This window comes from Aureimonas sp. SA4125, assembly GCF_019973775.1.
Taxonomy (GTDB): domain Bacteria; phylum Pseudomonadota; class Alphaproteobacteria; order Rhizobiales; family Rhizobiaceae; genus Plantimonas.
Window position 1 is genome coordinate 3,223,741 of the sequence record NZ_AP025032.1, and the last position, 23,653, is coordinate 3,247,393.

At 65.2% G+C, this 23,653-nt stretch carries 21 protein-coding genes; 9 read left to right on the top strand and 12 right to left on the bottom strand.

Annotated elements, in window-relative coordinates; all coding sequences use genetic code 11:
- Window positions 1-49: 49 nt before the first annotated feature.
- Window positions 50-622, bottom strand: coding sequence for an acetolactate synthase small subunit (ilvN, locus tag Sa4125_RS15290; protein WP_223999140.1), 573 nt, complete (start codon window positions 620-622; stop codon window positions 50-52).
- A 174-nt stretch (window positions 623-796) separates the two neighbouring features.
- On the opposite strand from ilvN, the gene Sa4125_RS15295 reads away from it, so the two are divergent.
- Window positions 797-1,780, top strand: coding sequence for a hypothetical protein (locus Sa4125_RS15295; RefSeq protein ID WP_223999141.1), 984 nt, complete (start codon window positions 797-799; stop codon window positions 1,778-1,780).
- Between the two features lie 47 nt (window positions 1,781-1,827).
- On the opposite strand, the gene Sa4125_RS15300 is transcribed toward Sa4125_RS15295, so the two are convergent.
- From Sa4125_RS15300 to miaA, 4 genes are all read right to left on the bottom strand, one after another.
- The gene (locus Sa4125_RS15300) at window positions 1,828-3,621 is read right to left on the bottom strand and encodes an acetolactate synthase 3 large subunit (protein WP_223999142.1); all 1,794 of its coding nucleotides are present in this window, start codon (window positions 3,619-3,621) and stop codon (window positions 1,828-1,830) included.
- A gap of 277 nt (window positions 3,622-3,898) precedes the next feature.
- The gene (locus tag Sa4125_RS15305) at window positions 3,899-4,708 is read right to left on the bottom strand and encodes a DUF1206 domain-containing protein (protein ID WP_223999143.1); all 810 of its coding nucleotides are present in this window, start codon (window positions 4,706-4,708) and stop codon (window positions 3,899-3,901) included.
- A gap of 96 nt (window positions 4,709-4,804) precedes the next feature.
- The gene (locus Sa4125_RS15310; RefSeq protein WP_223999145.1) at window positions 4,805-5,599 is read right to left on the bottom strand and encodes a GGDEF domain-containing protein; all 795 of its coding nucleotides are present in this window, start codon (window positions 5,597-5,599) and stop codon (window positions 4,805-4,807) included.
- A 49-nt stretch (window positions 5,600-5,648) separates the two neighbouring features.
- Window positions 5,649-6,590 carry a tRNA (adenosine(37)-N6)-dimethylallyltransferase MiaA gene (miaA, locus tag Sa4125_RS15315; RefSeq protein ID WP_223999147.1) on the bottom strand — a complete coding sequence of 314 codons (942 nt, stop codon included), beginning with the start codon at window positions 6,588-6,590 and terminating at the stop codon, window positions 5,649-5,651.
- Here miaA and serB point away from each other — a divergent pair.
- Entirely contained in the window at window positions 6,578-7,477 is a 900-nt protein-coding gene (gene serB, locus Sa4125_RS15320) for a phosphoserine phosphatase SerB (protein ID WP_223999149.1), read from the top strand. The two genes, miaA and serB, sit on opposite strands and share 13 nt — an antisense overlap.
- A gap of 160 nt (window positions 7,478-7,637) precedes the next feature.
- On the opposite strand, the gene Sa4125_RS15325 is transcribed toward serB, so the two are convergent.
- The 4 genes from Sa4125_RS15325 to Sa4125_RS15340 all read right to left on the bottom strand — a co-directional run bounded on the left by Sa4125_RS15325 (window position 7,638) and on the right by Sa4125_RS15340 (window position 12,489).
- Window positions 7,638-9,233, bottom strand: coding sequence for a Do family serine endopeptidase (locus tag Sa4125_RS15325; protein ID WP_223999151.1), 1,596 nt, complete (start codon window positions 9,231-9,233; stop codon window positions 7,638-7,640).
- Window positions 9,234-9,450: 217 nt separating this feature from the next.
- Window positions 9,451-10,554 (bottom strand): protease modulator HflC, encoded by a 1,104-nt coding sequence (locus tag Sa4125_RS15330; protein WP_223999152.1) that lies wholly within the window; start codon window positions 10,552-10,554, stop codon window positions 9,451-9,453.
- Window positions 10,554-11,774 (bottom strand): FtsH protease activity modulator HflK, encoded by a 1,221-nt coding sequence (gene hflK / locus Sa4125_RS15335; protein ID WP_223999153.1) that lies wholly within the window; start codon window positions 11,772-11,774, stop codon window positions 10,554-10,556. Before hflK ends, Sa4125_RS15330 begins: the two co-directional genes overlap by 1 nt.
- A 199-nt stretch (window positions 11,775-11,973) precedes the next feature.
- Window positions 11,974-12,489 carry a dihydrofolate reductase gene (locus tag Sa4125_RS15340; protein WP_223999154.1) on the bottom strand — a complete coding sequence of 172 codons (516 nt, stop codon included), beginning with the start codon at window positions 12,487-12,489 and terminating at the stop codon, window positions 11,974-11,976.
- Between the two features lie 556 nt (window positions 12,490-13,045).
- Between Sa4125_RS15340 and thyX the strand changes: the two genes are divergently transcribed.
- The 6 genes from thyX (at window position 13,046) to Sa4125_RS24225 (ending at window position 18,421) form a co-directional block, all read left to right on the top strand.
- Window positions 13,046-13,987 carry an FAD-dependent thymidylate synthase gene (thyX, locus tag Sa4125_RS15345; protein ID WP_223999155.1) on the top strand — a complete coding sequence of 314 codons (942 nt, stop codon included), beginning with the start codon at window positions 13,046-13,048 and terminating at the stop codon, window positions 13,985-13,987.
- 243 nt (window positions 13,988-14,230) lie between these two features.
- Window positions 14,231-15,667, top strand: coding sequence for an ATPase domain-containing protein (locus Sa4125_RS15350; RefSeq protein WP_223999157.1), 1,437 nt, complete (start codon window positions 14,231-14,233; stop codon window positions 15,665-15,667).
- Between the two features lie 86 nt (window positions 15,668-15,753).
- Complete coding sequence (locus Sa4125_RS15355) at window positions 15,754-16,713, top strand: sensor histidine kinase (protein ID WP_223999159.1); 960 nt, start codon at window positions 15,754-15,756, stop codon at window positions 16,711-16,713.
- Between the two features lie 22 nt (window positions 16,714-16,735).
- On the top strand, window positions 16,736-17,146 hold the full coding sequence (locus tag Sa4125_RS15360) for a response regulator (protein ID WP_223999167.1): 411 nt from the start codon (window positions 16,736-16,738) through the stop codon (window positions 17,144-17,146).
- Between the two features lie 126 nt (window positions 17,147-17,272).
- A complete protein-coding gene (locus Sa4125_RS15365) occupies window positions 17,273-18,283 on the top strand; it encodes an AI-2E family transporter (RefSeq protein ID WP_223999169.1) in 1,011 nt (336 codons plus the stop codon).
- 3 nt (window positions 18,284-18,286) lie between these two features.
- Window positions 18,287-18,421 carry a hypothetical protein gene (locus Sa4125_RS24225; RefSeq protein ID WP_267461336.1) on the top strand — a complete coding sequence of 45 codons (135 nt, stop codon included), beginning with the start codon at window positions 18,287-18,289 and terminating at the stop codon, window positions 18,419-18,421.
- 259 nt (window positions 18,422-18,680) lie between these two features.
- On the opposite strand, the gene Sa4125_RS15370 is transcribed toward Sa4125_RS24225, so the two are convergent.
- From Sa4125_RS15370 to Sa4125_RS15380, 3 genes are all read right to left on the bottom strand, one after another.
- Window positions 18,681-20,882 carry an EAL domain-containing protein gene (locus tag Sa4125_RS15370; protein WP_223999172.1) on the bottom strand — a complete coding sequence of 734 codons (2,202 nt, stop codon included), beginning with the start codon at window positions 20,880-20,882 and terminating at the stop codon, window positions 18,681-18,683.
- A gap of 284 nt (window positions 20,883-21,166) precedes the next feature.
- On the bottom strand, window positions 21,167-21,346 hold the full coding sequence (locus Sa4125_RS15375; RefSeq protein ID WP_223999174.1) for a hypothetical protein: 180 nt from the start codon (window positions 21,344-21,346) through the stop codon (window positions 21,167-21,169).
- Window positions 21,347-21,683: 337 nt separating this feature from the next.
- Window positions 21,684-22,184, bottom strand: coding sequence for a helix-turn-helix domain-containing protein (locus tag Sa4125_RS15380; protein WP_345944280.1), 501 nt, complete (start codon window positions 22,182-22,184; stop codon window positions 21,684-21,686).
- Between Sa4125_RS15380 and Sa4125_RS15385 the strand changes: the two genes are divergently transcribed.
- On the top strand, window positions 22,079-23,416 hold the full coding sequence (locus Sa4125_RS15385; protein ID WP_223999176.1) for an MFS transporter: 1,338 nt from the start codon (window positions 22,079-22,081) through the stop codon (window positions 23,414-23,416). The two genes, Sa4125_RS15380 and Sa4125_RS15385, sit on opposite strands and share 106 nt — an antisense overlap.
- Window positions 23,417-23,653 lie beyond the last annotated feature (237 nt).

Here is a 23,653-nt window from a genome sequence, read left to right on the forward strand (position 1 = left end):
TGACGGCGCCCGCAGAAAATGATCCCGCCAGGAGTGGCGAGCGTTTCGGCTACATGCCGTCCTTGCCGCGCGACAGCGCCGCGACGCCGGTGCGGCAGACCTCGACGAGGCCGAGCGGCGCCATCAGGCCGATGAACTGGTCGACCTCCCAGACCCGGCCGGTGATTTCGAAGACGAAGTGGCCGACCGAGGCGTCGACGATCGTCGCGCGGAGCGCGTCGGCAAGGCGCAGCGCCTCGGCCCGCTCGTCGCCGGAACAGGCGACCTTGACGATCGCGAGCTCCCGCTCGATCGGGCTGTCGAGCTGGCCGTTGCGGCCGAGAAGCGTGAGGTCGACGACGCGGTGCACCGGCACGATGCGATCGAGCTGGCTCTTCAGCTGCTCGATGACATGCGGCGCGCCGCGCGTCACGACGGTGATGCGCGACAGGTGCTTGTCATGCTCGGTTTCCGAGACGGTGAGGCTCTCGATGTTGTAGCCTCGGCCGGAGAAGAGGCCGATGACGCGGGCGAGAACGCCCGGCTCGTTGTCGACCAGGAGCGCCAGGGTACGCGTCTCGGACGTCTCCTTTTCCTCGGTGATGAAGTAGGCCGAGGCTGGTGGCTGGACTGCTTTGTTCATGTCGCTCTCGCTTCGGAAAAAGTGCTGGCGGCCATCGCCGTCATGGGTATGGAGGGACGGGGAGCCGGCTTCGATGGCACCCGTTCTGCCCGGTTTGCATTGAGTCTTGGCGCGGCTCGGGCCAAAGTGCCGCCCGACACACCGCACCGCCGTTCACCTGAGGAGCCGGTCGACATGGCCAACCCGATCAAACTCATGCTGGTGGCGAGCCTTGCCGTCCTCATGCCCTCCTCCGTCGTCGGCGCGCAAGAGGCCTGCAGCGGCGCCGAGGAGGGCATAGTCTTCGGCGAGGTTGTTCCCGTCGGCGGCGGCAAGGCCACGCTCGAGCTGCTTTGCCGGGACGGCCAGCTGACGGCGGTCCCCATCGACGCGCCTTCAGGCAGCGCCGGGATCGATCGCGGCGGTCCGCCGATCTCGCTCGACGGGACGTCGCCCGAGGCTGGAAGTGTCGAGGAGATTCCGGAGGGAAGCGAGAGCGCCGAGGCTCCTGCCGATCCCGACGCGACCGGGCGCCACGCCGCCGGCGTCGCCGGGCAGGCACCGACGGAGTCGATCACGCAGTCGCCGGCCGAACCGGCGATGGCACCCTCCACCCTGCCGCCTGTCGGCGAGCGCGGCGATGAGAACGCCAACAAGCCGGGCGTTTCGGCCGATGCCGCGGATGGCGGCCGCAAGCCCGGGGAGGCCAAGAGCGACGCCCGCATTGCGCCTGCGGACACGGGCGAACCTGCAGCAAGCGCCGCGTCACCCGCCACGTCGCCGGAAATGGTGCGGGTGCCTGGCGCCATTGCCAGTGCCGCGCGCAGCGTGGTTCCCGGTATCACCTTCAAGAACGTCGTCCTTTCCCGGGACGGCCCGTCGACCGTCTATGGCCTGGCCGGTGAAAATCAGTCCGGCCGCGGCGTCGCGGTCGACGTCGATCAGGCCGGCACGGTGCTTCGCGTCGATCGGCAGATCGGCATGAGCGAAATTCCGCCGGAGATCCTGCGGCTGTCCGAGGCGGTGCTGCCGGACGCCAGGACCGAGAAGGCGATGATGTCGCTGCGGCCGAACTTCCAGAGCTTCTTCGTCCTGTCGGGGCAGACCGCCCGGAACGAAGATTTCGCCCTCGAGATCCGCGCCGACGGTCGCAGCCTCAGCTTTCTCGACGAGCGCTAAAACCTCGGCGGCCCGCCCCGCCTTTCCCGGCAGGGCGGGCCAAGATCCTACACCAGTGCCGCGCCCTTGGCGTCGATCGCCTTGGAGACGGCATCGTCCGTCGCCTCGTCCGGCAGCATCATCTCGTTATGCGCCTTGCCCGAGGGGATCATCGGGAAGCAGTTGGCGAGATTGGCGACGCGACAATCGAAGATCACCGGGCCGGGCGTGTCGATCATCTGCAGGATCGCGGCGTCCAGATCCTCCGGGTTCTCGCAGCGCAGGCCGGTGCCGCCATAGGCTTCGGCAAGCTTCACGAAGTCCGGCAGCGCCTCCGAATAGGAGTTCGACAGGCGGTTGCCGTGCAGCAGCTGCTGCCACTGGCGCACCATGCCCATGTATTGGTTGTTCAGGATGAAGATCTTGATCGGTGCACCGTGCTGGATGGCGGTCGACATTTCCTGCATCATCATCTGGATCGAAGCGTCGCCGGCGATGTCGATGACGAGCGCATCCGGATGCGCGATCTGGACGCCCAGCGCCGCCGGCAGGCCGTAGCCCATGGTGCCGAGGCCGCCCGACGTCATCCAGCGGTTCGGCTCCTCGAAGCGGTAGAACTGCGCCGCCCACATCTGGTGCTGGCCGACCTCGGTGGTGATGTAGGTGTCGCGGTCCTTCGTCAGCACGTAGAGCCGCTGGATGGCGTATTGCGGCATGATCACCTTGTCGCCCTGGGCATAGGCCAGGCAGTCACGACCGCGCCAGGCGTCGATCCGCTCCCACCAGGCGCGCAGCGGCTCGGCATTGGGCTTGCGTCCCTCGGCCTTCCACAGCCGGACCATGTCGGACAGGACATGCGCGACGTCGCCGACGATCGGCAGTTGGACGTGCACGGTCTTGTTGATCGACGAGCGGTCGATGTCGATGTGGATCTTCGTCGAGTTCGGTGAGAAGGCGTCGAGCCGTCCGGTGATGCGGTCGTCGAAGCGCGCACCGATGCACAGCATGACGTCGCAGTCGTGCATGGCGAGATTGGCCTCGTAGGTCCCGTGCATGCCGAGCATGCCGAGCCAGTTGTCGCCCGAAGCCGGATAGGCGCCGAGACCGAGCAGCGTCGAGGTGATCGGCGCATTGGTCAGCGCGACGAGTTCGCGCAGCAGCCGGCTCGCCTCGGGCCCGGAATTGATGACGCCGCCGCCGGAGTAGATCACCGGACGCTTGGCATTGGCCATCAGCTCGATGGCCGCGCGAACGCGCCCTTCCTCGGCGTCGAGTTGCGGCCGATAGCTCTCGTGGCTCTGGATCGCCGCTGGCGGCGTATAGGTGCCGGTGGCGAACTGCACGTCCTTCGGCACGTCGACGACGACGGGGCCCGGACGGCCCGTGGTGGCGACATGGAATGCCTCGTGCAGGACGCGGGAGAGGTCCTCGACGTCCTTCACGAGCCAGTTGTGCTTCGTGCAGGGCCGCGTGATGCCGACGGTGTCGCATTCCTGGAAGGCGTCTGAGCCGATCAGCATGGTCGGCGCCTGGCCGGTGATGCAGACGAGCGGGATCGAGTCGGACAGGGCGTCCTGCAGCGGCGTGACCATGTTCGTCGCGCCGGGACCGGACGTGACGAGCACGACGCCGGGCTTGCCGGTCGAGCGGGCATAGCCTTCCGCGGCATGGCCGGCGCCCTGCTCGTGCCGAACGAGGATGTGCTTGATGGCGTCCTGCTGGAACAGCACGTCATAGATCGGCAGAACGGCGCCACCGGGATAGCCGAACAGGTGCTCGACGCCGTGATCGCGCATCGCCTGAACGACCATCTGGGCGCCCGTCATTTTGCGTGGTCCGTCAGTCCGTGGTCCGTCAGTCATCGTGTTACACCGCTCTGGAAGCCTCACCGCTGCTTCCGATCTTTCGGAAGGCTGCATGCGGATCGCTGATTATTCTGGAAGGAGCCCGAAATCCGGGCAATAAAAAAGGCCCCTGAAGGGCCTTGAGAAGCGTACACGTGGCTTTCGCCGGCCGGCCCTCAGACCGTCTCGCGTGTACGCCAACCTACTACAATAAGATTCTTGCTCATGAGCGAAAGACTATTCCGACTTCGCCCGCGCGTCAACGCAGAAACAGGAACACCTGTGCTGCACTGCGTCATCCGGTCAGGTCGGTGTTGATGCGCCGGTACCGCGCCTGCGCCAGCGCATAGAGACCGAAGGCCGCAAGACCCAGCCCCGTCGCGGCCAGGTAGACCCATCCGTAGCTCCACCCCGCCAGAGCGTCGAGAGCCGTCGCAAGCCCCGGCTTGTCCCCCTCGGCATAGGACGCTGCACCGGTGACGAGCAGGAAGGCGAGCAGCAGGAATGTCAGCCCGCGGGCGATCAAGCCGGCCTGGAAGACGGTCTTCATCCAGCGTTTGTCCTGGGGAAGTTGCATGTATTTCTCGAAGCCAGCCGTCACGCCCTTGGCGACGTGCGCCGCGCCGACGCCGGTCATCAGCGCCGCGATGGCATAGGTGGCGATCTGCCCGTAGCCGGCCGCGTAGGTCCTGGCGAGAGCCTCGTCGAGGAAGCCACCGCCCTCGGACCTGCTGCCGACGAGGAGAAGGGCGGCGAAGAGCGCGAGGGTACCGTAGGAGAATGCGCTGCCGACAAGCCCCGCCCGGACGGCCAGCCCCTTGGCGCCCGTGCCGTGATGGTCGAGATCGAACCCCGCCTGGAGAAGCCTCCAGACGACGAAGGCGACCAAGGCGGCGACGAGGACCAGGAGCAGGATGGACCCGCCGGTGGTGCCGAACACCGTCCGCACCGCATCCTTCGAATCCATCGTCCGCCCGGTCGCATAGGCCGCCTTGAAGGCGAAATAGCCGATCACGAGATAGACAAGCCCGCGCGCCGTATAGCCGATGCGCGCGGCGCCTTCGAGGAAGCCGCTGGCCCGATCGATCACCTGTTCGCCCATCATCGCACCTGCTCTCCGCGTCCGGCTCGATCGACCGAGCGACGTACAAGATGAGCAATAGGGCAGCGCTCCGGATTTGGCACCCCGGCGGTCGCGAGATCACGCGTGGATGCGATTGCGACCGGCTTGTTTGGCATTGTAGAGATTGACGTCGGCGCGCTTCAGCAGGTCCGCAGGATCGAAGGTTCCCCCGCCCTGCGCGATGGCGAGGCCGACCGACATGGTGATGCGGAGGCGGACATTGCCGACGTCCAGCCCGAGGCGCTCGACGGCCAATCGCAGGCGCTCGGCAAACGCCCAGAGCGCTTCCCGTTCCATGTTCGGAACGATCACGGCAAATTCCTCGCCACCAAGACGCGCCACGAAGTCATGGTGGCGCGTGTATTCGAGCAGGCACCGCGACACGGCGCGCAAAACCTCGTCGCCGACATCGTGACCATAGGTATCGTTGATGCTCTTGAAGTGGTCGAGATCGATGATCATCAGACCGACGGGCCGGCCAATTCGCGAAAACTCATCGAGATACTGCGCAAACGCCTCATCGAAATACCGCCGATTGTTGAGGCCGGTCATGCCATCGGTCAGTGCGGCGAGTTCCATCTCCGAAGATCGGCGACGCAAGTCGTCCGTCAGCATGTGAAGTTCGCCCTTTTCGCGCGACTGCGCCCGGATCATTGGGAGGACCAGAAACAGGCAGATCGCCACGGCCACGGCGAGCATCAACTCGGCACCAAGGCATAGCCTCTGGACGAAATCGGCGATCAGCAGATCCTCCGGGGAAGCGCCTGGCGGCATCTCGGAGAACTGGCTGAGGAGGACATAGACAAGCGCGACCGCGCCGGAGATCGGCAGCAGCAGCGCAAGAACCGCGATTTCTGCCTTCCTCGAACTCATGGGTTCCATTCGCCTGCCGCACTGGGAGTCAGCGTAGGCCAGTGAGCGTTTAACCAGCCTTAAGGCTCTCAATCAAATCTCGGCGATCTCTGTCGGAAAGTGCGGTCATTCTCAGCCAGTCGTCACCCAGTTGGTGCCGGAACCAGGTGTCCTGCCGCTTGGCATATTGCCGGCTTCGCGTGACGGCCCGATCCCGGGCTTGCGCGAGCGACATCTCGCCCCTCAGATGCGCGTTCAGTTCGGCGACGCCGATTGCCTTGCCGGCGGTCCCGGCAAGCGCATCGGGAATGGAAGCCAACGCCCTCGCCTCCTCGATGGCGCCTGCCGCGAGCATCATGTCGAAGCGCAGGGCAATGCTCTCGCGCAGCAAGGGGCGCGGCGGCGTCAAAAGGATCTTCATTGACTTCGTGGTGTCCAAAAGCGGCCGGCCGGCGCCCCGCTGCAGATCGGCCAGGCGACCACCAGACGCCTGTCCGATCTCGAGGGCCCTGAGAACGCGCTGCGAATCTCCCGGCCTGATCCGCTCCGCCGCCGCCGGATCGCGCCGCGCGAGGTCCTCGTGCAGACGTTCCGGGCCGACGTCGACGAGACGCTGGCGCCAGGCGGCGCGAATGGAAGGCGGAACGACCGGCATGTCGTCGATGCCCCCGAGAAGGGCACGAAAGTAGAGCCCGGTGCCACCGCAGACGATGGGCGTGCGCCCGGAACGGCGGAGATCGCAGAGGAGATCAGCCGCATCCCGTGCCCAGGCGCCGACGCTGTAGTTGGTGTCGGGATCGACATGGCCGTAGAGCCGGTGGTCTGCGTCCGCGCGGTCTTCTGCCGTCGGCTGCGCGCTGAGAATGGGGAGACCGGCATAGACCTGCATCGAATCGGCGTTGACCACGACGCCGTCGACAGCGCGGGCCAGATCGAGCGCCAGGCGCGACTTGCCGCTGGCGGTCGGCCCGGCTATCAGGACCGACTGTATTTCACCGCTTGCCAGAGACATTTGCCGCCATGGTCGTCGCTACGCTCATTTCCGCCCGTCGCGAGGCCTGCCTTAGCGAAAGCTTTGCCCGCCAGACCGCGACCCGCCTCGGCGGAGACCTGATCTGGCTGGAGCGCGGTGTCGCCTGCGACATCCACCTCGCCGTCCCGCCCGGCGAGTTCGCCCTCCGCGATCTCGAGGACAGCGCCCGCGAGGCTCGGGTCGACTGCGTCGTGCAGGAGGCAGTCGGACGGCGCAAGCGCTTTCTGATCGCCGACATGGATTCGACGATGATCGGCGAAGAATGCATCGACGAGCTCGCCGACGTCATCGGCCTGAAGGACACGGTGGCGGAGATCACCGCGCGGGCGATGAACGGCGAGATCGCCTTCGAACCGGCCCTGCGCGAGCGCGTCGCGCTTCTGGCCGGGTTGCCCGAGCGGATCATCGCCGAGGTCATCGACAGCCGCATCACTCTTGCCGAGGGCGGGCGCGAGCTGGTCGCGACCATGCGTGCGAACGGCGCCTACACGGCGCTCGTTTCGGGCGGGTTCACAGCCTTCACGAAGGTCGTCGCCGCCCGGCTCGGCTTCGACGAGACCCGCGCCAACCGTCTGGTGATCGAGGACGGACATCTCACCGGCACGGTCGCCGAGCCGATCCTCGGCCGGGAAGCGAAGATCGAAGCCCTCCGCGAGATCGCCGCGGCGCGCGGCCTCGGCGTGCGCGATGCGCTGGCGGTTGGCGACGGAGCCAACGATCTGGGAATGATCGGCATCGCCGGAACCGGCGTCGCGATCCACGCCAAGCCGAGCGTCGCGGCCGCGGCACCCTTCCGCATCGACCACGGCGACCTCACCGCGCTCCTGTTCATGCAAGGCTACGGCACCGCCGACATCGTCAGATGATCTTCCAGACCGCGAACAGGAACCTGCTCGTCCTTGGCTGACAGCCCCCGCAGGGGATGGCTGTGCCGAGGCGATCGGCGCCGATCACCGGCGTGACCGGATTGGAAAACTCAGCCGAGCGTCCCCCTTCCGACGATCGTCCTCAGTCGGAAGATCGTCCTCAGTCGATCGGGACGACGACGAATCGCAGCTCGCCGCCGGACGAGGCCAGAAGCAGGAGAGCGTTCTTGCGCCCGGCCGATTTCAGCTCGGCGATCTTCTTCTCGACGTCCGCGGCCTTGCCGACCTTTTCCTGCGCGACTTCCTTGATGACCGTGCCGGGCTCGATGCCCTTCTCGGCAGCGCCCGAAACCGGATTGACCGCGGTGACGACGACGCCGGCGACGTCTGCGCCGAGGGAATACGTGGTCCTTGCCTCCGCGTCGATATCGGCGATCGTCATCCCGAGAGTCTCGATGCCGGCGACCTTGGCGGCTCCGGGCTGCTCCGGCGTGGTCGGCGCTTCTTCCGACTCGGTCATCAGCTTCTCGCCGTCCTCCAGCCGCCCGAGCGTCACGTCGACATCGACCTCCTGCGTCGGATCGGTGGTCTTTGCTTCCTTGCGCAGCAGCTTGACCGCCACCTTCTTGCCGACCGGCGTCTCGGCGACGATGCGCGGCAGATCGCGCGACGTGGCGATCTCCTGGCCATCGAAGCTGACGATCACGTCCCCGACGCGCAGCAACCCGTTGTCGGACGGACCGCCCGGAACGACGCCCATGACCAGTGCGCCCTTGGCCGCGGGAAGACCGAGGCCCTCGGCGATCTCCTCGCTGACTTCCTGAAGCCGTATGCCCAGCCAGCCGCGGCGCGTCTCGCCGAATTCGCGCAGTTGATCGATGACGTTGGTCGCAATCTCGGACGGAATGGAAAAGCCGATGCCGATCGAGCCGCCGGTCGGCGAGATGATCGCCGTGTTGATGCCGACGACGTCGCCGTTCATGTCGAACAGCGGGCCGCCTGAATTGCCGCGATTGATGGCCGCGTCGGTCTGGATGAAATTGTCGTAGGGTCCGGCATTGATGTTGCGGCCACGCGCCGAGACGATGCCGACGGTGACCGAGCCGCCGAGGCCGAACGGATTGCCGATGGCCATGACCCAGTCGCCGATGCGCAGCTTTTCGGACTCGCCGAACTTTACCGACTTCAGCGGTGTTTTCGGCTCGACCTTGAGGACGGCGATATCCGTCTTCGTATCGACGCCGACGAGCTCGGCGGTCAACTTCGATCCATCGGCGAAATTGGCGGTGATCTCGTCGGCATCGGCGATGACGTGGTTGTTGGTGATGATGAAGCCGGCGGGGTCGATGACGAAGCCCGAACCCAGCGACTGCACCTTTCGAGACCCCGAACCGTTGTCGTCCTTCAGGAGATCGTCGAAGAAGTCCTGGAGAGGCGAGCCTTCCGGCGCCTCCAGCGGCGGGATCCCGCGCCCCGCAGCCTCGATCGTCTGCGAAGTCGAGATGTTCACGACCGCGTCGAGCAGGCCTTCGGCGACGTCGGCAACCGATGCCGGTCCGCGGGACGTCGGCCCGGATATCGCAGGCACGCCCGGCGCAGTCGGATCGACGGTCGTCGCCGGCGGAACCTGCGGCGCGATGACCTGGCCTTCCGGCGGCGGTTCGATCACCCCCTGGGCGGCGGCGGAGACAATCCCCATGAGGAGCATGCCACCGGCGACAGCGACGGACGACATTCGGCGGCGCGGAGCGGACATCATATTTTCCCGTGACTGAACGCCCGCGCAAACCGTGCGGGCAAGATGCCGTCGATCACGTCCCGGCTCCGCCAAGGCAAACCGAAAGCTGAGCCGAAATCAAGCAGATTGCGTTGCGCTGATGCGAAGGTGATCGCAACGCACAACAAAAAGGAGCACCGGCTTTCACCGGTGCTCCTCGATCGTGGCCTCTTTGTGCCGCGGGCCGAAAACGGCTTTACTGCGTTGGCGCGGGCACCGCGGCAGGTGTTTCCACCGGCGCGGCAGGCGCGGGTTCGGCGGTCGCCTCGGGCAGACCCGCGGGAGCGGCGGTGTCAGGCGTTGCCGGAGTCACCTCCTCCGCGGCGTCAGCCGGCGCAGGGGCTGCATCGGGTGCCGCGTCAGGCGCGGCAGGGGCCGCATCGACAGGCGTGGGCGATGCCACCGATGCCATGGCGCCGGCGGCTCCGTCGTTCTTGAAGTACTGGAAGAACTCCGAGTCCGGGCTCACCACCATCGTCGGCCCGCTTGCACCGAGCGCATTCTTGTAGGCCTGCATCGAGCGGAAGAACTCGAAGAACTCGCTGTTCCGGCCGTAGGAATTGGCCAGCGTCGCATTGCGTTCGGCCTGGCCCTCGCCCTGCAGCACCGCCGCATCGCGGCGCGCTCCGGCGACGAGTTCGGAAGCCTCGCGCTCGGTTGCCGCGCGGATCTGCCGCGCCGCGACCTGACCGTCGGCACGCAGTCTCTCCGCTTCGGTCAGACGCTCGGCGGCCATGCGCCGATAGGTATTCTCGGACACTTCCGACGTGAGATCCGTCCGGCTGATCCGAATATCTTCCAGACTGATGCCGAGAGCAGAGGCTTCCGGCCGCACCTGGTCACGGATCTCCACCATCATTTCCGCACGCGCCGCCGACAGCGCCGCATCGAAGCTGCGCTGGCCGTAGGTCGCACGAATGGCCGAGTTGAAGCGCGTCAGGAGACGCTGTTCAGCGACCTCGAGGCTGCCGCCCTGGACGCCATTCCGGAACTTCCGGGCGTCCTCGATGCGGTAGACCATGAAGGCATCGACCACATAGCGCGCGCCGCCCGAGACCTGGACTTCCAGATCGATGATGTCGGAACGCAGCAGCCGGTCCGGCAGCATCTGCACCGAATCGGCATTGGCGAAGGTGAAGGGCAGCTTCACGTAGAGGCCGGGCTCGGTCACCACGCGCTGGATCTGTCCGAACCTCAGCACCACGGCCTGTTCGCGTTCGTTGACGACGAAAAGCGAGTTCCAGATGAAGAACAGGGCGGCGACGGCGATGATTAGCACCGCATAGAAACGCTGGCTCATCAGTTGGTCCCCTGGTCTGCGGTGGGCGTCGTGACGGTGCGACCGGTCTGGTCGGCAGCACGGTTGGTAGCCGCGGTCGCGTTGGCGGCGGGCTGGCCCTGAAGGCTGCCGAGCGGCAGGTAGGGAACCACGCCCTGCTGACTGACGGCGCCGTCCACCAGAACCTTCTTGGAGTCGCCGTAGACACCTTCCATCGTCTCGAGGAAGAGTCGGCGACGGGTGATCTCGGGTGCCTTCTCGTACTCGTCGAGGATGTCGGCGAAGCGACGCGATTCACCCTCGGCGTCCTGGATCAGGCGGTTCTTCTCCGCCGCTGCGTCTTCGCGAATCTGCAGAGCCTCACCACGCGCCTGGCCGAGCTGCTGATTGCGGTAGAGGCTGGCTTCCTCGACGAACCGGATCTGGTCCTGTCCCGCACGCTGCACTTCCTCGAAGGCCGTCGCGACCTGCTCCGGCGGCGCCGCATCCTCGATCGAAACGCCGGAAATCCGGATGCCCGCGCCGTAGCGATCGAGCGCGTCCTGGATGATCGCCCGCACCGATTCGGCAATGCCGGCGCGGTTGTCGCGGAACACCTCGTCGACGGGACGACGACCGACGACCTCGCGCATGGCGCTCTCGGAGACCTGCCGCAGCATGCCCTGGGGGTCGTCGACGTTGAAGAGATAGTCCTGCGGCCGGTCGATGCGGTAGAGCACCGAGAACTGCACGTTGACGATGTTCTGGTCGCCCGAGAGCATCAGGCCGGCGGCGTTGCTTCCGCCAGCTTCACCGCCCGCGCGGCCGATGGCGAGCTGGTTTTCCACCGCCGGGACGGTGGCGAAGGTTTCGAGCGGCCAGAGGGTGAAGTTCAGTCCCTCGCTGGCCAGCTGCTCGCGCGGCTTGCCGAGAAATATCTTCACGCCGTATTCGCCGGGTTGTACCATATGGATGGCGTTGAAGGCCCAGATCACGGCCAGAAGAATAAGGACAAGTCCGCCGAGGGCAAAGCCGCCGCCGCTGCCCCCGCTGCCGGGACCACCGCGGCCGCCGCCGCCGCCCCCGCCTGGAATAGCCCGGCGCAGACGATCCTGGCCGCGCCTGAGGATTTCCTCCAGATCGGGTGACGTGTTGCCGCCGGGACGCGGGCCTTGTGGTCCTTGTCCCCAAGGCCCGCCGCCATTCCCGCCGCCGCCGCTTTTCCAGCCACCGCCGCCACCCGTCTGATTACTCCAGGGCATGCATGTCCTCTCGCCTGATATCATGAAGCGGGAAAGCGGCCACGTGTCGCGCTCGGTCCCCTAGGGTCCTCTTATAGGAATTGGGTTTCCGGCTTTCAACGCGTGCCAGGCAATTAGGCGCATCGCCGTCACATCTGCGGCGAATTTGCGCGGCTATGGATAAAATCCAGCCTCCGCGACGGCGCAACCGACGTTTTCTTTACGGCGTGCTGCGCCGGTCATAGGTGACGAAGCGGCTGGCTACGCTGTCGCGCTCCCCCGCCGGAACGGCCTGCGCGGCAACGACCTCCCAATCGGCGGGATCGATCGCCGGAAACCGGGCGTCGCCCAAGGGTTCACAGGCGGCATGCGTCACGTAGAGACGGTCGGTGCAGGGCAGGAACAGCGCATAGATTTCGGCACCGCCGGCAATCACGATTTCGGCGGCGCCCCGTGCTTCGGCAAAGTGGGTTGCCAGCGCCAACGCTTCCTGCGGCGACGACACGCGATGGGCGCCTGGCAGAGGCAGGGCGCTCGCGCGGGTCAAGACGATGGAATCGCGCCCGTCGAGAGCGCGCCCGATCGATTCGAACGTCTTGCGCCCCATGATCATCGGCTTACCCATGGTCAGCCGGCGATAGCGCCCGAGATCGGTCGACAGCGACCAGGGCATGGCGCCGTCCCGCCCGATTACCCGGTTCTCGGCCATGGCGACGACGCAGACCAGCCGCGTCACGAAGCGTGTCCGCGGCTCGAACGCCGGCAGGCTATCCCTCGTCTCCGCATTCTCGTGGTCGGACGAGCGTGCAAAAGACGATGCTGAACGGTTTTCGGATGCCGCATTCTGCTCCAGACGTCACACCGATGCACACCCTCACGGCATCACTCCCCATCCCATTTGTGCGATAGTCGGTCGCACAAGGAGGTCGCCGCAGAGGAACGTAAGGCGTGCGGATGTCAGGGGCAATGTTGCGAGAAGGCGGGCCAATCTGTCATCCGCTGCCATTCGTGCCCGAGTTTTCACGGCTTTTCTGTCGCTCGACCGAGCCGGTGATGCGCGGGCAGCCCTGCCCTCAACGATTGGATCGTCTGGCGCGGGCGAAGCGCGTACCCTTACAGGCGCTGCAGCGTAACGGGTGCGCGCAACCTGGCATGATTGACGCTGCGAGAATCTCTTCATTGCCGCTGCGGCTTTGCCGCGATGTCGGCCCCGCCCGCTTCCTCGGAAGGCTTGATTGCCGTAGAGAGCGGCGGCGGACATCTGCTCGCACACGCCCAGGGAGACAGCGCAATTGGATAGGTTCACTAGCGAGCAGCTCGCCGAGATCGAGGCCCTCCGCTCCATTCGGAACGCGACGTCCCGACCCGTTTCGGACGGCCTGGAAGAGGTCCTGCACACACCGTTCCCTGTCCTCGACCATGGGTTCGTGCGGGTCGTCGACTACATGGGCAACGACGACGCGGTCGTGCAGGCGGCTCGGGTCTCCTACGGTCGCGGCACGAAGCGGGTTTCCGAAGACCGCGGCCTCATCAACTACCTGCTCCGCCACTGGCACACGACGCCGTTCGAGATGGCCGAGATCAAGCTCCACGTGAAGCTGCCGATCTTCGTCGCGCGTCAGTGGATCCGCCACCGCATGGCGAGCGTGAACGAGTATTCCGCCCGCTACTCGGTCATGGACAGGGAATTCTACGTTCCCGAACGCGAGCACTTGGCGGCGCAGTCGTCCGTCAACAGGCAGGGACGCGGCGACGTTCTCGAAGGCGCCGAGGCCGACGAGGTCCTGGATCTGCTCCGGCGGGATGCAGAGCGGAACTACGATCACTACGCCGTGATGTTGAACGAGGAGGATGCCGGAACGCATCGGGCCGACCGGGCGGGCCTTGCTCGCGAGCTCGCGCGGATGAACCTCACGCTGAATTTCTATACCCAGTGGTACTGGAAGGCCGACCTGCACAACTTCATGAATTTCCTGCGCCTTCGTGCAGACCCGCACGCCCAGTACGAAATCAGAGCCTATGCGGACGTCATGCTGGGCATCATGGCCCGGTGGGTCCCGATCACCCATGAGGCCTTCCTCGAACACCGCATGGGCGCGGCGACCCTTTCAGCGTCGGCAGTTGCCTTGGTTCGCCGGATGATCGCCGGCGAACGGATCGATCAGTCCAACAGCGGCCTCAGCAAGCGGGAATGGGGCGAACTGGCATCTGTCCTGGGGTTTGACGCCTCGTAAAAGGTCACGCGATCCTGGCGATAGTCGCGATGGAGACGTTTCCTGATGCCCAGTGCGTTTGGGGCCGCGGATCCCGCGTCCGGTGAAGTCCACAGTGCCAGGGGATCGACGACCGCCGCCCAGTGACACGGTCGCCAATCACGAAAGCTGCGCGAGACTGAGAGTTGCAAATTCGAATCCGGCCAGCAATTAGGGAGGAAACGTTCTGGCATCATTCGCCCGGACCCCGCGTACGGAGATGAGATGACCAAGACCGCGACCGTGCCACCTATGTCCTCGGGCATCCCGGGCCTGGACGAAATTCTCCGCGGAGGACTGCCGCCGTCCAACCTGTACATGCTCCAGGGCGCCCCTGGAGCAGGCAAGACGACCGCCGCTCTCCAGTTCCTGCGCGCCGGCGTCGAAGCGGGCGAAAAATGCATCTATGTGAGCCTCTCGCAGACAAAGGCGGAGCTGGAGAGCATCGCCATCTCGCACGGATGGACACTCAAGGGCATCAGGGTCGAGGAGCTGTCCGCTTCGGACACGGTGAGCGGGGCCTCGGACCAGACGATCTTCCAGACGGCGGAACTGCGGCTCGACGAGACGAGGCAGGCGATCGAGCGAGCCATCGAGGAGCACAAGCCACGCCGCCTGGTCTATGATTCCCTGCTCGAGATCCGGCTGATTACGGGCGATTCACCGCGGTTCCGGCGCGAGCTGATCGGCTTCAAGGCTTTTCTTGCCAAGCGCAACGTGGTCGCGCTGCTTCTCGATACGCAGAACGGGGAGGCGATGAACGGCGAGGAGGTCGAGGGCATTGCCCACGGCGTCATCCGCTTCCACAAGTCGCTGGAGGATTACGGCGCCGTCCGGCGGCGCATCGAGGTCAGCAAGATGCGGGGCGTACCGATCGCCGACGGGTACCACGACATGGCGATTCGCGAGGGACACGGCGTCGTCGTCTTCCCGCGCATCATTCCCGGTTCGGCCATCGAGGAGTCCAAGCCGGAGCTCATCAAGTCCGGCGTTGCGATGCTTGATGACATGTTCGGTGGGGGGCAGGAGTCGGGAACCATCACGCTTGTGATCGGCCAATCCGGCACCGGCAAATCCACAATGGCCTCGCTGTATTCGAAGGCGGCCCTGGAACGAGGAGAGAGTGTCGCGCTCTTTCTGTTCGAGGAGCGCCTGGAGACTTTCTTCAGGAGATCCGAGGGCCTCGGCATGAGCCTGCGCCCCTTCCACGAAAGTGGAAAGCTGATCATCCGCGACTTCAATCCGAACGAGATTTCGCCGGGCGAATTCGCACAGGTCGTGCAGGGCATCGTGTCATCCGAAAAGTGCCGCGTGGTCGTGATCGACAGCTTCACCGGGTATCTAAACTCGCTTCCGAACCGCGAGAAGGCGGTGCGGGATATCCAGTCCCTGTTGAAGTATCTGGCGCGGGCCGGCGTTCTCACGATGCTCATCGTCGCCCAGCACGGCCTGTTGGGGCAGAATGTCGCGATCGACGTTGATGTCAGCTTCCTCGGTGACACCGTTTTGCTGTTGCGCATCGCCGAGCACGACGGACGGTTGCGCCGCAATATCACCGTCGTCAAAAAGCGACACGGCCCCCACGACCTCGACGTCCACGAGCTCTTCATCAAGAGCTCCGGCATCAGCGTCGTCCCATACAATCCGCTTCCGGAAACGTGAACGCTCCGGAAAGCGATGACGCTTCGGCGCTGGACCATGTTTTGGTCCTGGCGCCGTATCGCAGCGATTCGGCCTACCTCGCGACGATGCTCCGTGAGCACGACATTCGGGTCGAAACCGCTTCGGGGACCGGGGATCTGGCCAGTCGCCTCTCCGCGTCGCCCGGTGTCCTTCTCCTGACACACGAGGCTCTGACCCCCGCAGTGCTGGCAACCGTTGCCGCCCATCTGGGCAACCAGCAGGCCTGGTCCGAGATGCCGATCATCGTCCTCCTCGATCGCGGCTCGCCTGATACTCGGATCAAGGCCGAGCTCAGCCACGCATGGCCGAAGACGCGCCAGATGTTCTACAAGCGCCCGGTCATGACCGTCGAACTGGTCAGCGGCGTCCAGGCGGCGCTCCTTGCGCGACTCCGCCAGCGCGACGTCCGCGATCACATCTCGCGCGAGATCGAACTGCGGCGCGAACTGAACCACCGCGTCAAGAACATCTTGGCGAGCGTCGCATCGATCTTCGAGATGACCCGCCGCGGCGCCACGTCTCTGGAGGGATTTGCCGAGGATTTTCGCGGGCGGCTGGGGGCCCTGGACAAGGTTCATTCGGCCGTGTTTCACGCCGACGGCGAAGTCGTGTCGATCTCCGAAGTCGCCGACCTGACCTTCGATCCCTACCGCCACGGGGGACTCGATCGGATCGTGACGCGGGGGCCTGCTGTCCTGCTGAGCCGGGAGGCGGGAACCACCCTGGCCCTCTGCCTTCATGAGCTGGCGACGAACGCCATCAAGTATGGGGCGCTCTCGCAGCCCGGAGGCCAGGTCACGTTCGAGTGGTCCGTCACGGCGTACGAACCGCGCGAGCTCTGCATGACCTGGACCGAGAGCGGAGGACCGCCGGTAAAGGAACCCGGCCGCGCCGGTTACGGCACGCGCTATCTGAAAGCGGCGTTGAAGGGCATGCTGGGACAGAACCCGGACATCATTTTCGACCGCGAGGGTCTACGCTGCCGGGCCTGCGGCGCTCTTTCGCGCGTCGGAGGCAACCCGTGACCGCCGGATGCGTTGCCGTCACATGAACAACCTCCCCTCCCCGTCGACCGTCCCGCTGCGCATCCTTTACGTGGAGGACAACCCGCTGATTGTGTTTCACGTCGAACAGATGGTCGAGGACCTTGGCCATGTGTTCGTCGGCTCGTTCGACAGCTTCCAAGCTCTCAGGGCCGACAGCGAAGACCTGGCATTCGATGGCGCGTTGGTGGACATCGATCTGACGGACGGGCGAACCGGTCCCCTCGCGGCCGAGTGGCTGCAGGAACGCGGCATACCGTCCATCTTTCTGACAGGTCAGGCGGAGGTTGCAGCCAACTACAAGCACGTCGTTGTCGCCACCCTGGCGAAGCCGATCGAGATGCAGAGACTGCGAGAGGCTTTGGAACTGTTCCGCCTCAAGACGGAGGCTCCCCTCCACGATCCAGTCAATTGACGCCGGCCCGGCCTCTCCGTCCGTCACCCGCGGACATTGGGATGGCTGGCACAGCCACCCGCCCGATTTCAGGCGCGGACATCGCGCCGTCCCAGCGAAGCTCCCGCGACCTGCCCGGATGATCCCGTGACACGCAGAACAGTCTCTCTGTCCGTTCTGTGCGCGACATTTGCCCTGCTGCTTTGGCTCGCACCGACCGTGCTGCTGGTGGTGTTTGCGGGCATTCTCATGGCCGTGTTCCTGCGTGGCGGAGGAGAGTGGATCGCGGGGAAGCTCGGGCTGAAGGCAGGCTATGGCGTCGCCATCTTCTGCGTCGGCCTGACGGTCTGCGCTGTCGTGTTCCTGGGGCTGGCAGGGGCGGCTCTCGCAGACCAGGTGCAACAGCTCTGGGACAGGCTTCCCGAAGCCGTCAGGACCCTGCGCGGATACGTCGAAGACCACGCCTGGATCAATCAGGCGCTCGACAAGGTCGATCCCGGCGCCGTTGCCCCCTCTGGATCCGGCGCAGCATCTGCCTTGTCCTCAACGTTTGGCGCGTTCGGCAATCTGGTGATCATCGCGTTTGTCGGTATCTACGGCGCCGCCGCCCCATCGACCTACACCCGCGGCCTTGCGCTGCTCGTCGCGCCTTCGGCCCGGCCGAAAGCGCAGTCGATGCTGCGCGAGTCAGGCATCGCGCTTCGCGGCTGGTTGAAGGCGCAGTTCGTGTCGATGGCGGTGGTCGGCATCCTGACGGGGCTCGGCCTCTGGTTTCTCGGGGTGTCTCTGGCGCCGATCCTGGCAATCCTCGCCGCACTCCTCACTTTCATTCCCAATATCGGACCGGTGCTGGCGCTCGTCCCGGCCGTCCTGCTCGGGCTTGCAGACGGTGTTTCGACGGCGCTCTGGATTGTCGGTCTCTACGTGACGGTACAGGCCATCGAGAGCTACCTCGTCACCCCCCGGGTCCAGGAAAGCGCCGTTTCGCTCCCTCCCGCGCTGACCATCGCCGTTCAGCTTCTTTTCGGCGTTCTCTTCGGAATCCTCGGTCTGGCGCTGGCCACGCCCCTTGCGGCCGTCCTCCTGCGTGTCGGGCGCAGGTTCTACGTCGAGGACTATCTCGACAAGGAGGCACCGATTTTGGCAACCCTTCGATGAGCCTTGCGCATCGTTGAAGTGCGCTGGAGCGGCAGGAACGCCGAACTCCGCATCAGCGCCGCGAGCGGCGTCATCGCCAGCATCACCGCAGGGCGCCAGCGCTCTGGCGGCCGGCGACTGTCGCTGCGGCCGCTGTGACGGCGTTTGAGCGACGTCCGCGGCTGCCGCAAGCGAGCCGTCGCCTGCCCGAGCGTTCTGGCGCCGCAGGCCGCCGGGATGCCGGGGTCGACTGTCAGGGTCCCGGCGAAGGATGCACAGTTGCACAAGGGCGCCCCCCTGTCCGGGCCTTGGCAATAGACAGCCGCAGCCGCACGTCTCGACTGATGAACGGGACCGATGGATTGCCCTGGGCAAGTACCTACCAGAACAGACTGACAACTGCGTCGGCGGACGAAGTCTATGCCACGTGCTGGTCGGCCGTGCTCATCGCCAGCCCGAACTTGGCCGCAAAGGCCGCGGCTGGCATCGGCTTCCCGAACAGATAGCCCTGCCCCTCCTGGCAGTGAGACCGCATGAGGTCCGCCTGGCACGCGGTCTCGATGCCCTCCGCAATGACCTCCAGGCCGAAGCCTTGTGCAAGCCGTGCAATCGCCTCCACGATCAGCCGGTCGCCGTGGCCGCAGTCGGGCCCGCTGACGAAGGAGCGGTCGATTTTCAGACGCGTCACCGGAAAATCCTTCAGCATCGTCAGGGACGCGTATCCCGTGCCGAAATCGTCGAAGGCAATGCCCACGCCGATGTCACGCAAGTCCCGCAGTGCAGCGTCGATGCGCAGCTCATTGCGCAGGATCGTGTTCTCCGTGATCTCCAGCTCGAGCCCGTCGGGAGCGAGCCCCGTTTCGCGCAGGACGCTTTCGACCACGCTGGGCAGATCGCCGGACCTGAACTGCGCCGAGAAGAGGTTCACGCCGACCCGGAAGTCCGGCAGGCCGGCCGCGCGCCACTCGACCGCCTGGCGGCAGGCGGTGCGCAGAATCCATTCGGAGGCCGGAACGGCAAGAAGGCTCGTCTCGAGCGTCGACAGGAAGGCTGCCGGCGCCAGCACTCCCCGCTCCGGGTGGTTCCAGCGGATCAAGGCTTCCGCCCCGACCAGGGCGCCGTCGGCCAGACGGACCTGCGGTTGGTAGTAGAGCTCGAACTGTGTCCGCTCCCAGGCGCTTCGGATACCCGAGCTGACGGAGATGCGGGTCTGTGCCATCGGCCAGAGGTCATGGGTGAAGAGGCGCACCCGGCCCTTTCCGTCTGCCTTGGCACGATAGAGGGCAAGGTCCGCCTGCTCGAGCGGCAGGTCCACGTTCCATCCCGTCCCGGCCACAGTCGAGATGCCCGCGCTGGCCCCGACGTAGACGGATTGTTCCTCCACCTCCATCGGTCGCTCGATCGTCGCCACGATGCGTCTTGCCAGATCGACGGATGAAAGCGGGTCCGCCTCGTCCTCCAGCAGGACCACGAACTCATCGCCGCCCAATCGACAGGCAAGGCCGCCGTCTTCGACGATATCGCGCAGGCGTCCGGCAACCACCTTCAGGACCTCGTCGCCGACCGCGTGCCCAAGGCTGTCGTTAACGTCCTTGAAGCCGTCAAGGTCGACGAGCAACAGGGAAACGCTTCGACCCTCGGCGCACGCCGCCGCCAGATGGCGGCTGAGAACGGTGCGGTTGGCAAGGTTGGTCAGCGAGTCGTATTCGGCTGCGTGTTTCAGCTTCGCTTCCGCGTCCAGCCGTTCGGTGATGTCGCGGGCGATGGCGCCGAAGCGGTGTTCCCCGCCCTCGGCCCAATGGGAAAGCGAGAGTTCGATGGGGAATTCCGTCCCGTCACGCCGGAGAGCTGGAACGGTCACCAAGGAGCCGACGAGCTTGGTCTTCACTCCTGCCGCCGCTCGCTGCAAGCCCATCTGGTGGCTGTGCCGAAACCGCGGTGGCACGATGATGCTCAGGAGCTGGCCGATCGCCTCATCCGCGGTGTAGCCGAACATCCTCTCGGCGGCGCTGTTCCACGACAGGATCCGGTTATCTCCATTGGCGCAGACGATCGCGTCCACCGACGATCCCGCGACGGCTTCGAAGCGACGGCGACCGTCCTGTTCGACCTGAGACAGGCGTCTTGCGGTGAGCTTGTCCATAACCAGCTCGGCGAGGTCGGCAAGAGACTGCCGTTCGTCCGCAGACAATCCCTTCGGTCGCGGCACGACATCCTTGATGCAGAGGGCACCGATCACGAAACCGTCCGGCGTGATGAGCGGGGCGCCGGCGTAGAAGCGTACCCCCAGCTTGCCCGTTACGAGTTCGGAGTGCTTGAAACGCTCGTCGAGCGCCGCGTCCGGTACGACGATCACCTCCCGCCCCATGATGGCGTAAGTGCAAAATGAACCCTCACGCGCGAGTTCACAAAGGTCCAACCCGACATGCGCCTTGAAGAACTGCCGGTCTTCGGCGACGAAGGAGACAAGCGCGATCGGAACGTTGAAGATCCGGCGGGCATGACGGACTACTGTGTCGAACGCCTGCTCAGGGGCAGTGTCTAGGACCTCGTAGGAGACGAGCGAAACCAGTCGTTCGGACTCGTTTTCGCCGACGGGATAGGAAGAATGCTTCGCCATATGCTGAACCCTTCCGAACATGGCGTCCCGTACGCCTCCTGTCCGTTCTTTCGTCGTCCTGCGTCTTGCTCGTCTTCGATCGACGGACGATGACACTCAGACGTTACCGAGGTGTTCAAGGAAGAACTGGGATTTCTCTTCCCGGCGTCGGCCATGCCGCCGCGCTTCCAACAACGTCGACATCTGACGATGGGAGGCAAACCCTTGCCCCGTCACGTCTGACGCCATGTGCAGCAGCGCTGCCAGAGATATGGGATGCCCGCGGAACGATGGTGCGGATATCCCTATCCCGCTGCACCAGCGCCGCGGACGAGAGCGATGGGCACATCGAAGAGATGGGCAGCGAAGTCGAAGATGACATCGAGCGTCTGCTCCGGCGATGTGTTGATGATCGCCATCGAGGCGAGGGCCTCGAGCCGCGCTTGCTCGTCATAGGGTATCGGATAGGAAGCACGTTGGGTCATCGGATTGCTCGCATTGGCGTCCACCCCAATACCACTTTGAAGAGTGCTCGTACGGTGATCCACGTCGTTTCGTCCGACTTCCGCGCGCCGTCGTCAGCGAACAATTAAACCCATCGAGACAGTTTGCCGCGACGACCGCCTTCGGGCTGCCGATCGCACGACATCCGAACGGTTGGACGGCCCGTGTTCCCGATGCGTGTTCTTTGTTCATCGGAGTCCCGGCAGAGCTTCTGTTGAGTGGAGCGAAGCCGCCGCCTCGATTCCTGGCGGTTGACCAGGAGGGTTGGAAAAAGGACCCCCATCAGTCGTTGCGAGAACCCTTGGACAGGCGTTCTCCTCAACGTCGCGGGACTGCCGCCTGCTTCTCCGCTCGGGGCCTCGGCGTGCGCTTTTTGGCGCCTGGGCGTGACGCCGGATGGAGAAGCTTGCGGAAGTTCGGGCACTCGAGATGCGTCGGTGCCGGGCAGTCGGCAATATGCCGAAGCACATCCCGCAGCAGTCGCAGCTCGGCCATCTGCCGCTGCAAGGCGTCGGCCCTGGCGTGCAGCTCGGCACGCGGGAGCGCGAGCTGACCATCCTGTCCGAACACTCCCGCCACCTCGCCGAGGGTGAAACCCGCGGACTGACCGAGGCGGATCAGCGAGAGTTTCAGGAGAATGTCGGCGTCGAACTGTCGGCGCAGCCCATGCCGCCGCACCGAGCGGATCAACCCGATCTCTTCGTAATAGCGCAGTGTCGACGGCGGAATGCCGGAACGTTCGGCAACTTCGCCGATATCGAGAACATTCATGCTTGACCTCAAGTTGGCTTGAAGTGGCACACTTCGCGACGTCACCATTTTCCGCAAGAGGAACGGCCATGGAATTCTCAGAAAACACCGGAAGAAAATCCGTTTGGCGGGATCGACGTGCCATCGCGCTTCTCATGGCCGCCATGCTGACGACCATGGCGAACGCAACGATCAGTCCAGCGCTGCCAGGACTCCAGCGACTGTTCTCGGAGGATCCGTGGGCAGCAACGCTGACGCCCCTGCTCGTGGTCGCGCCGTCGCTTAGCGTTGCGATTTTCGCTCCGTTTGCCGGCCTCTGGGCTGATCGGTTCGGACGACGCCGATTGCTGCTCCTGGGGGTTGCCCTGTTCGCGATCGCCGGATCGGCTGGCCTCGTCCTGCCCTCCCTCTCGACGATTTTTGCCAGCCGTCTCGTTCTCGGCTTCGCCGTCGCTCTCGTCATGACGGCGCAAACCGCATTGATCGGAGACTACTTCTCCGGGAGTGACCGATCCGCGCTGACGGGTTTGCAGATCTCCGCGCGAAACTTCGGGGGCCTTCTGTTCATCTCGCTTGCCGGCTGGCTGGCAGCCGTCTCGCCGCGCTTCCCCTTCGCGATCTACGCCCTGGCTCTCGTGTTCCTGCCGCTGATGTACAAGGTCATCATCGACAGACCTCGTCCGATCCCGACACGGGAGCGAAGTGCTGTTGGTGCAGCAGCCGGACCCTCTGCATGGCGGTTGCCCTTCGCAGCGCTGGCGACTCTTCAGGCGCTGACGAACATGCTCTTCTTCGTCGTGCCGACGCAGTTGCCCTTCTTTCTCGACGCGCGGGGCTATGACAGCGCCGTCATGACCGGATCGGCGCTCGCTCTGCTGATGCTGACCGGAGGCTGTCTTGCACTCGTTTACGCAAGGATTCGCCCTGCGATCGGCTATGGCGGCATCTTTACCCTCGGCTACGGAGCCATGGCGCTGGGCTTTGCGCTCCTGGTCGCGGCAACAGCGGCACCCATGTTCTTTGCCGCAGCCGCCTTGATCGGTGCAGGCTACGCACTGGTCTCGCCGGCCTTTGTCGCCTTGGTGCTCGATGGCGTACCGGTCAGCCGTCGGGGAACAGCCGGCGGGATCCTCACCGCTTCGGTGTTCATCGGACAGTTCGGCTCGCCGTTTCTCAGCACGCCGACCATCTCGGCGTTCGGCTACGAAGGCCTCTATGGCGGCGTGGCCCTGCTTCTGTCAGCCATGGCCCTTGTTGCCGCCGGGATCGGCAGCGTCAACCGACTGCGCCTGGCGGCGTGATCGTCACGGACGATGATTGCGTGCACCCCGGCTGTCACCGTCATGCCGTTCGCAGATCCAGAGACATTCGTCAGGGGCGGTTGGCATCTCTGTGTCGGCATGGACGTCAAGTCTATGCGCGAGCCGCTGACATCGTGCCTTGCCGAGGTCTAGCCGCTCCCTGCGCCCAGACGCCATCATCGAAGAGGCGGCGCTCAGGGAAGATCCCGGGCTGCCCTTTCCGGCGCTTCTTGCCCA

Coding starts and splice junctions, on each gene's coding strand:
- ilvN (WP_223999140.1), bottom strand. CDS start 622: ATGAACAAAGCAGTCCAGCCACCAGCCTCGGCCTACTTCATCACCGAG.
- Sa4125_RS15295 (WP_223999141.1), top strand. CDS start 797: ATGGCCAACCCGATCAAACTCATGCTGGTGGCGAGCCTTGCCGTCCTC.
- Sa4125_RS15300 (WP_223999142.1), bottom strand. CDS start 3,621: ATGACTGACGGACCACGGACTGACGGACCACGCAAAATGACGGGCGCC.
- Sa4125_RS15305 (WP_223999143.1), bottom strand. CDS start 4,708: ATGATGGGCGAACAGGTGATCGATCGGGCCAGCGGCTTCCTCGAAGGC.
- Sa4125_RS15310 (WP_223999145.1), bottom strand. CDS start 5,599: ATGAGTTCGAGGAAGGCAGAAATCGCGGTTCTTGCGCTGCTGCTGCCG.
- miaA (WP_223999147.1), bottom strand. CDS start 6,590: ATGTCTCTGGCAAGCGGTGAAATACAGTCGGTCCTGATAGCCGGGCCG.
- Sa4125_RS15325 (WP_223999151.1), bottom strand. CDS start 9,233: ATGTCCGCTCCGCGCCGCCGAATGTCGTCCGTCGCTGTCGCCGGTGGC.
- Sa4125_RS15330 (WP_223999152.1), bottom strand. CDS start 10,554: ATGAGCCAGCGTTTCTATGCGGTGCTAATCATCGCCGTCGCCGCCCTG.
- hflK (WP_223999153.1), bottom strand. CDS start 11,774: ATGCCCTGGAGTAATCAGACGGGTGGCGGCGGTGGCTGGAAAAGCGGC.
- Sa4125_RS15350 (WP_223999157.1), top strand. CDS start 14,231: ATGACCAAGACCGCGACCGTGCCACCTATGTCCTCGGGCATCCCGGGC.
- Sa4125_RS15355 (WP_223999159.1), top strand. CDS start 15,754: ATGCTCCGTGAGCACGACATTCGGGTCGAAACCGCTTCGGGGACCGGG.
- Sa4125_RS15360 (WP_223999167.1), top strand. CDS start 16,736: ATGAACAACCTCCCCTCCCCGTCGACCGTCCCGCTGCGCATCCTTTAC.
- Sa4125_RS15370 (WP_223999172.1), bottom strand. CDS start 20,882: ATGGCGAAGCATTCTTCCTATCCCGTCGGCGAAAACGAGTCCGAACGA.
- Sa4125_RS15375 (WP_223999174.1), bottom strand. CDS start 21,346: ATGACCCAACGTGCTTCCTATCCGATACCCTATGACGAGCAAGCGCGG.
- Sa4125_RS15380 (WP_345944280.1), bottom strand. CDS start 22,184: ATGGTGACGTCGCGAAGTGTGCCACTTCAAGCCAACTTGAGGTCAAGC.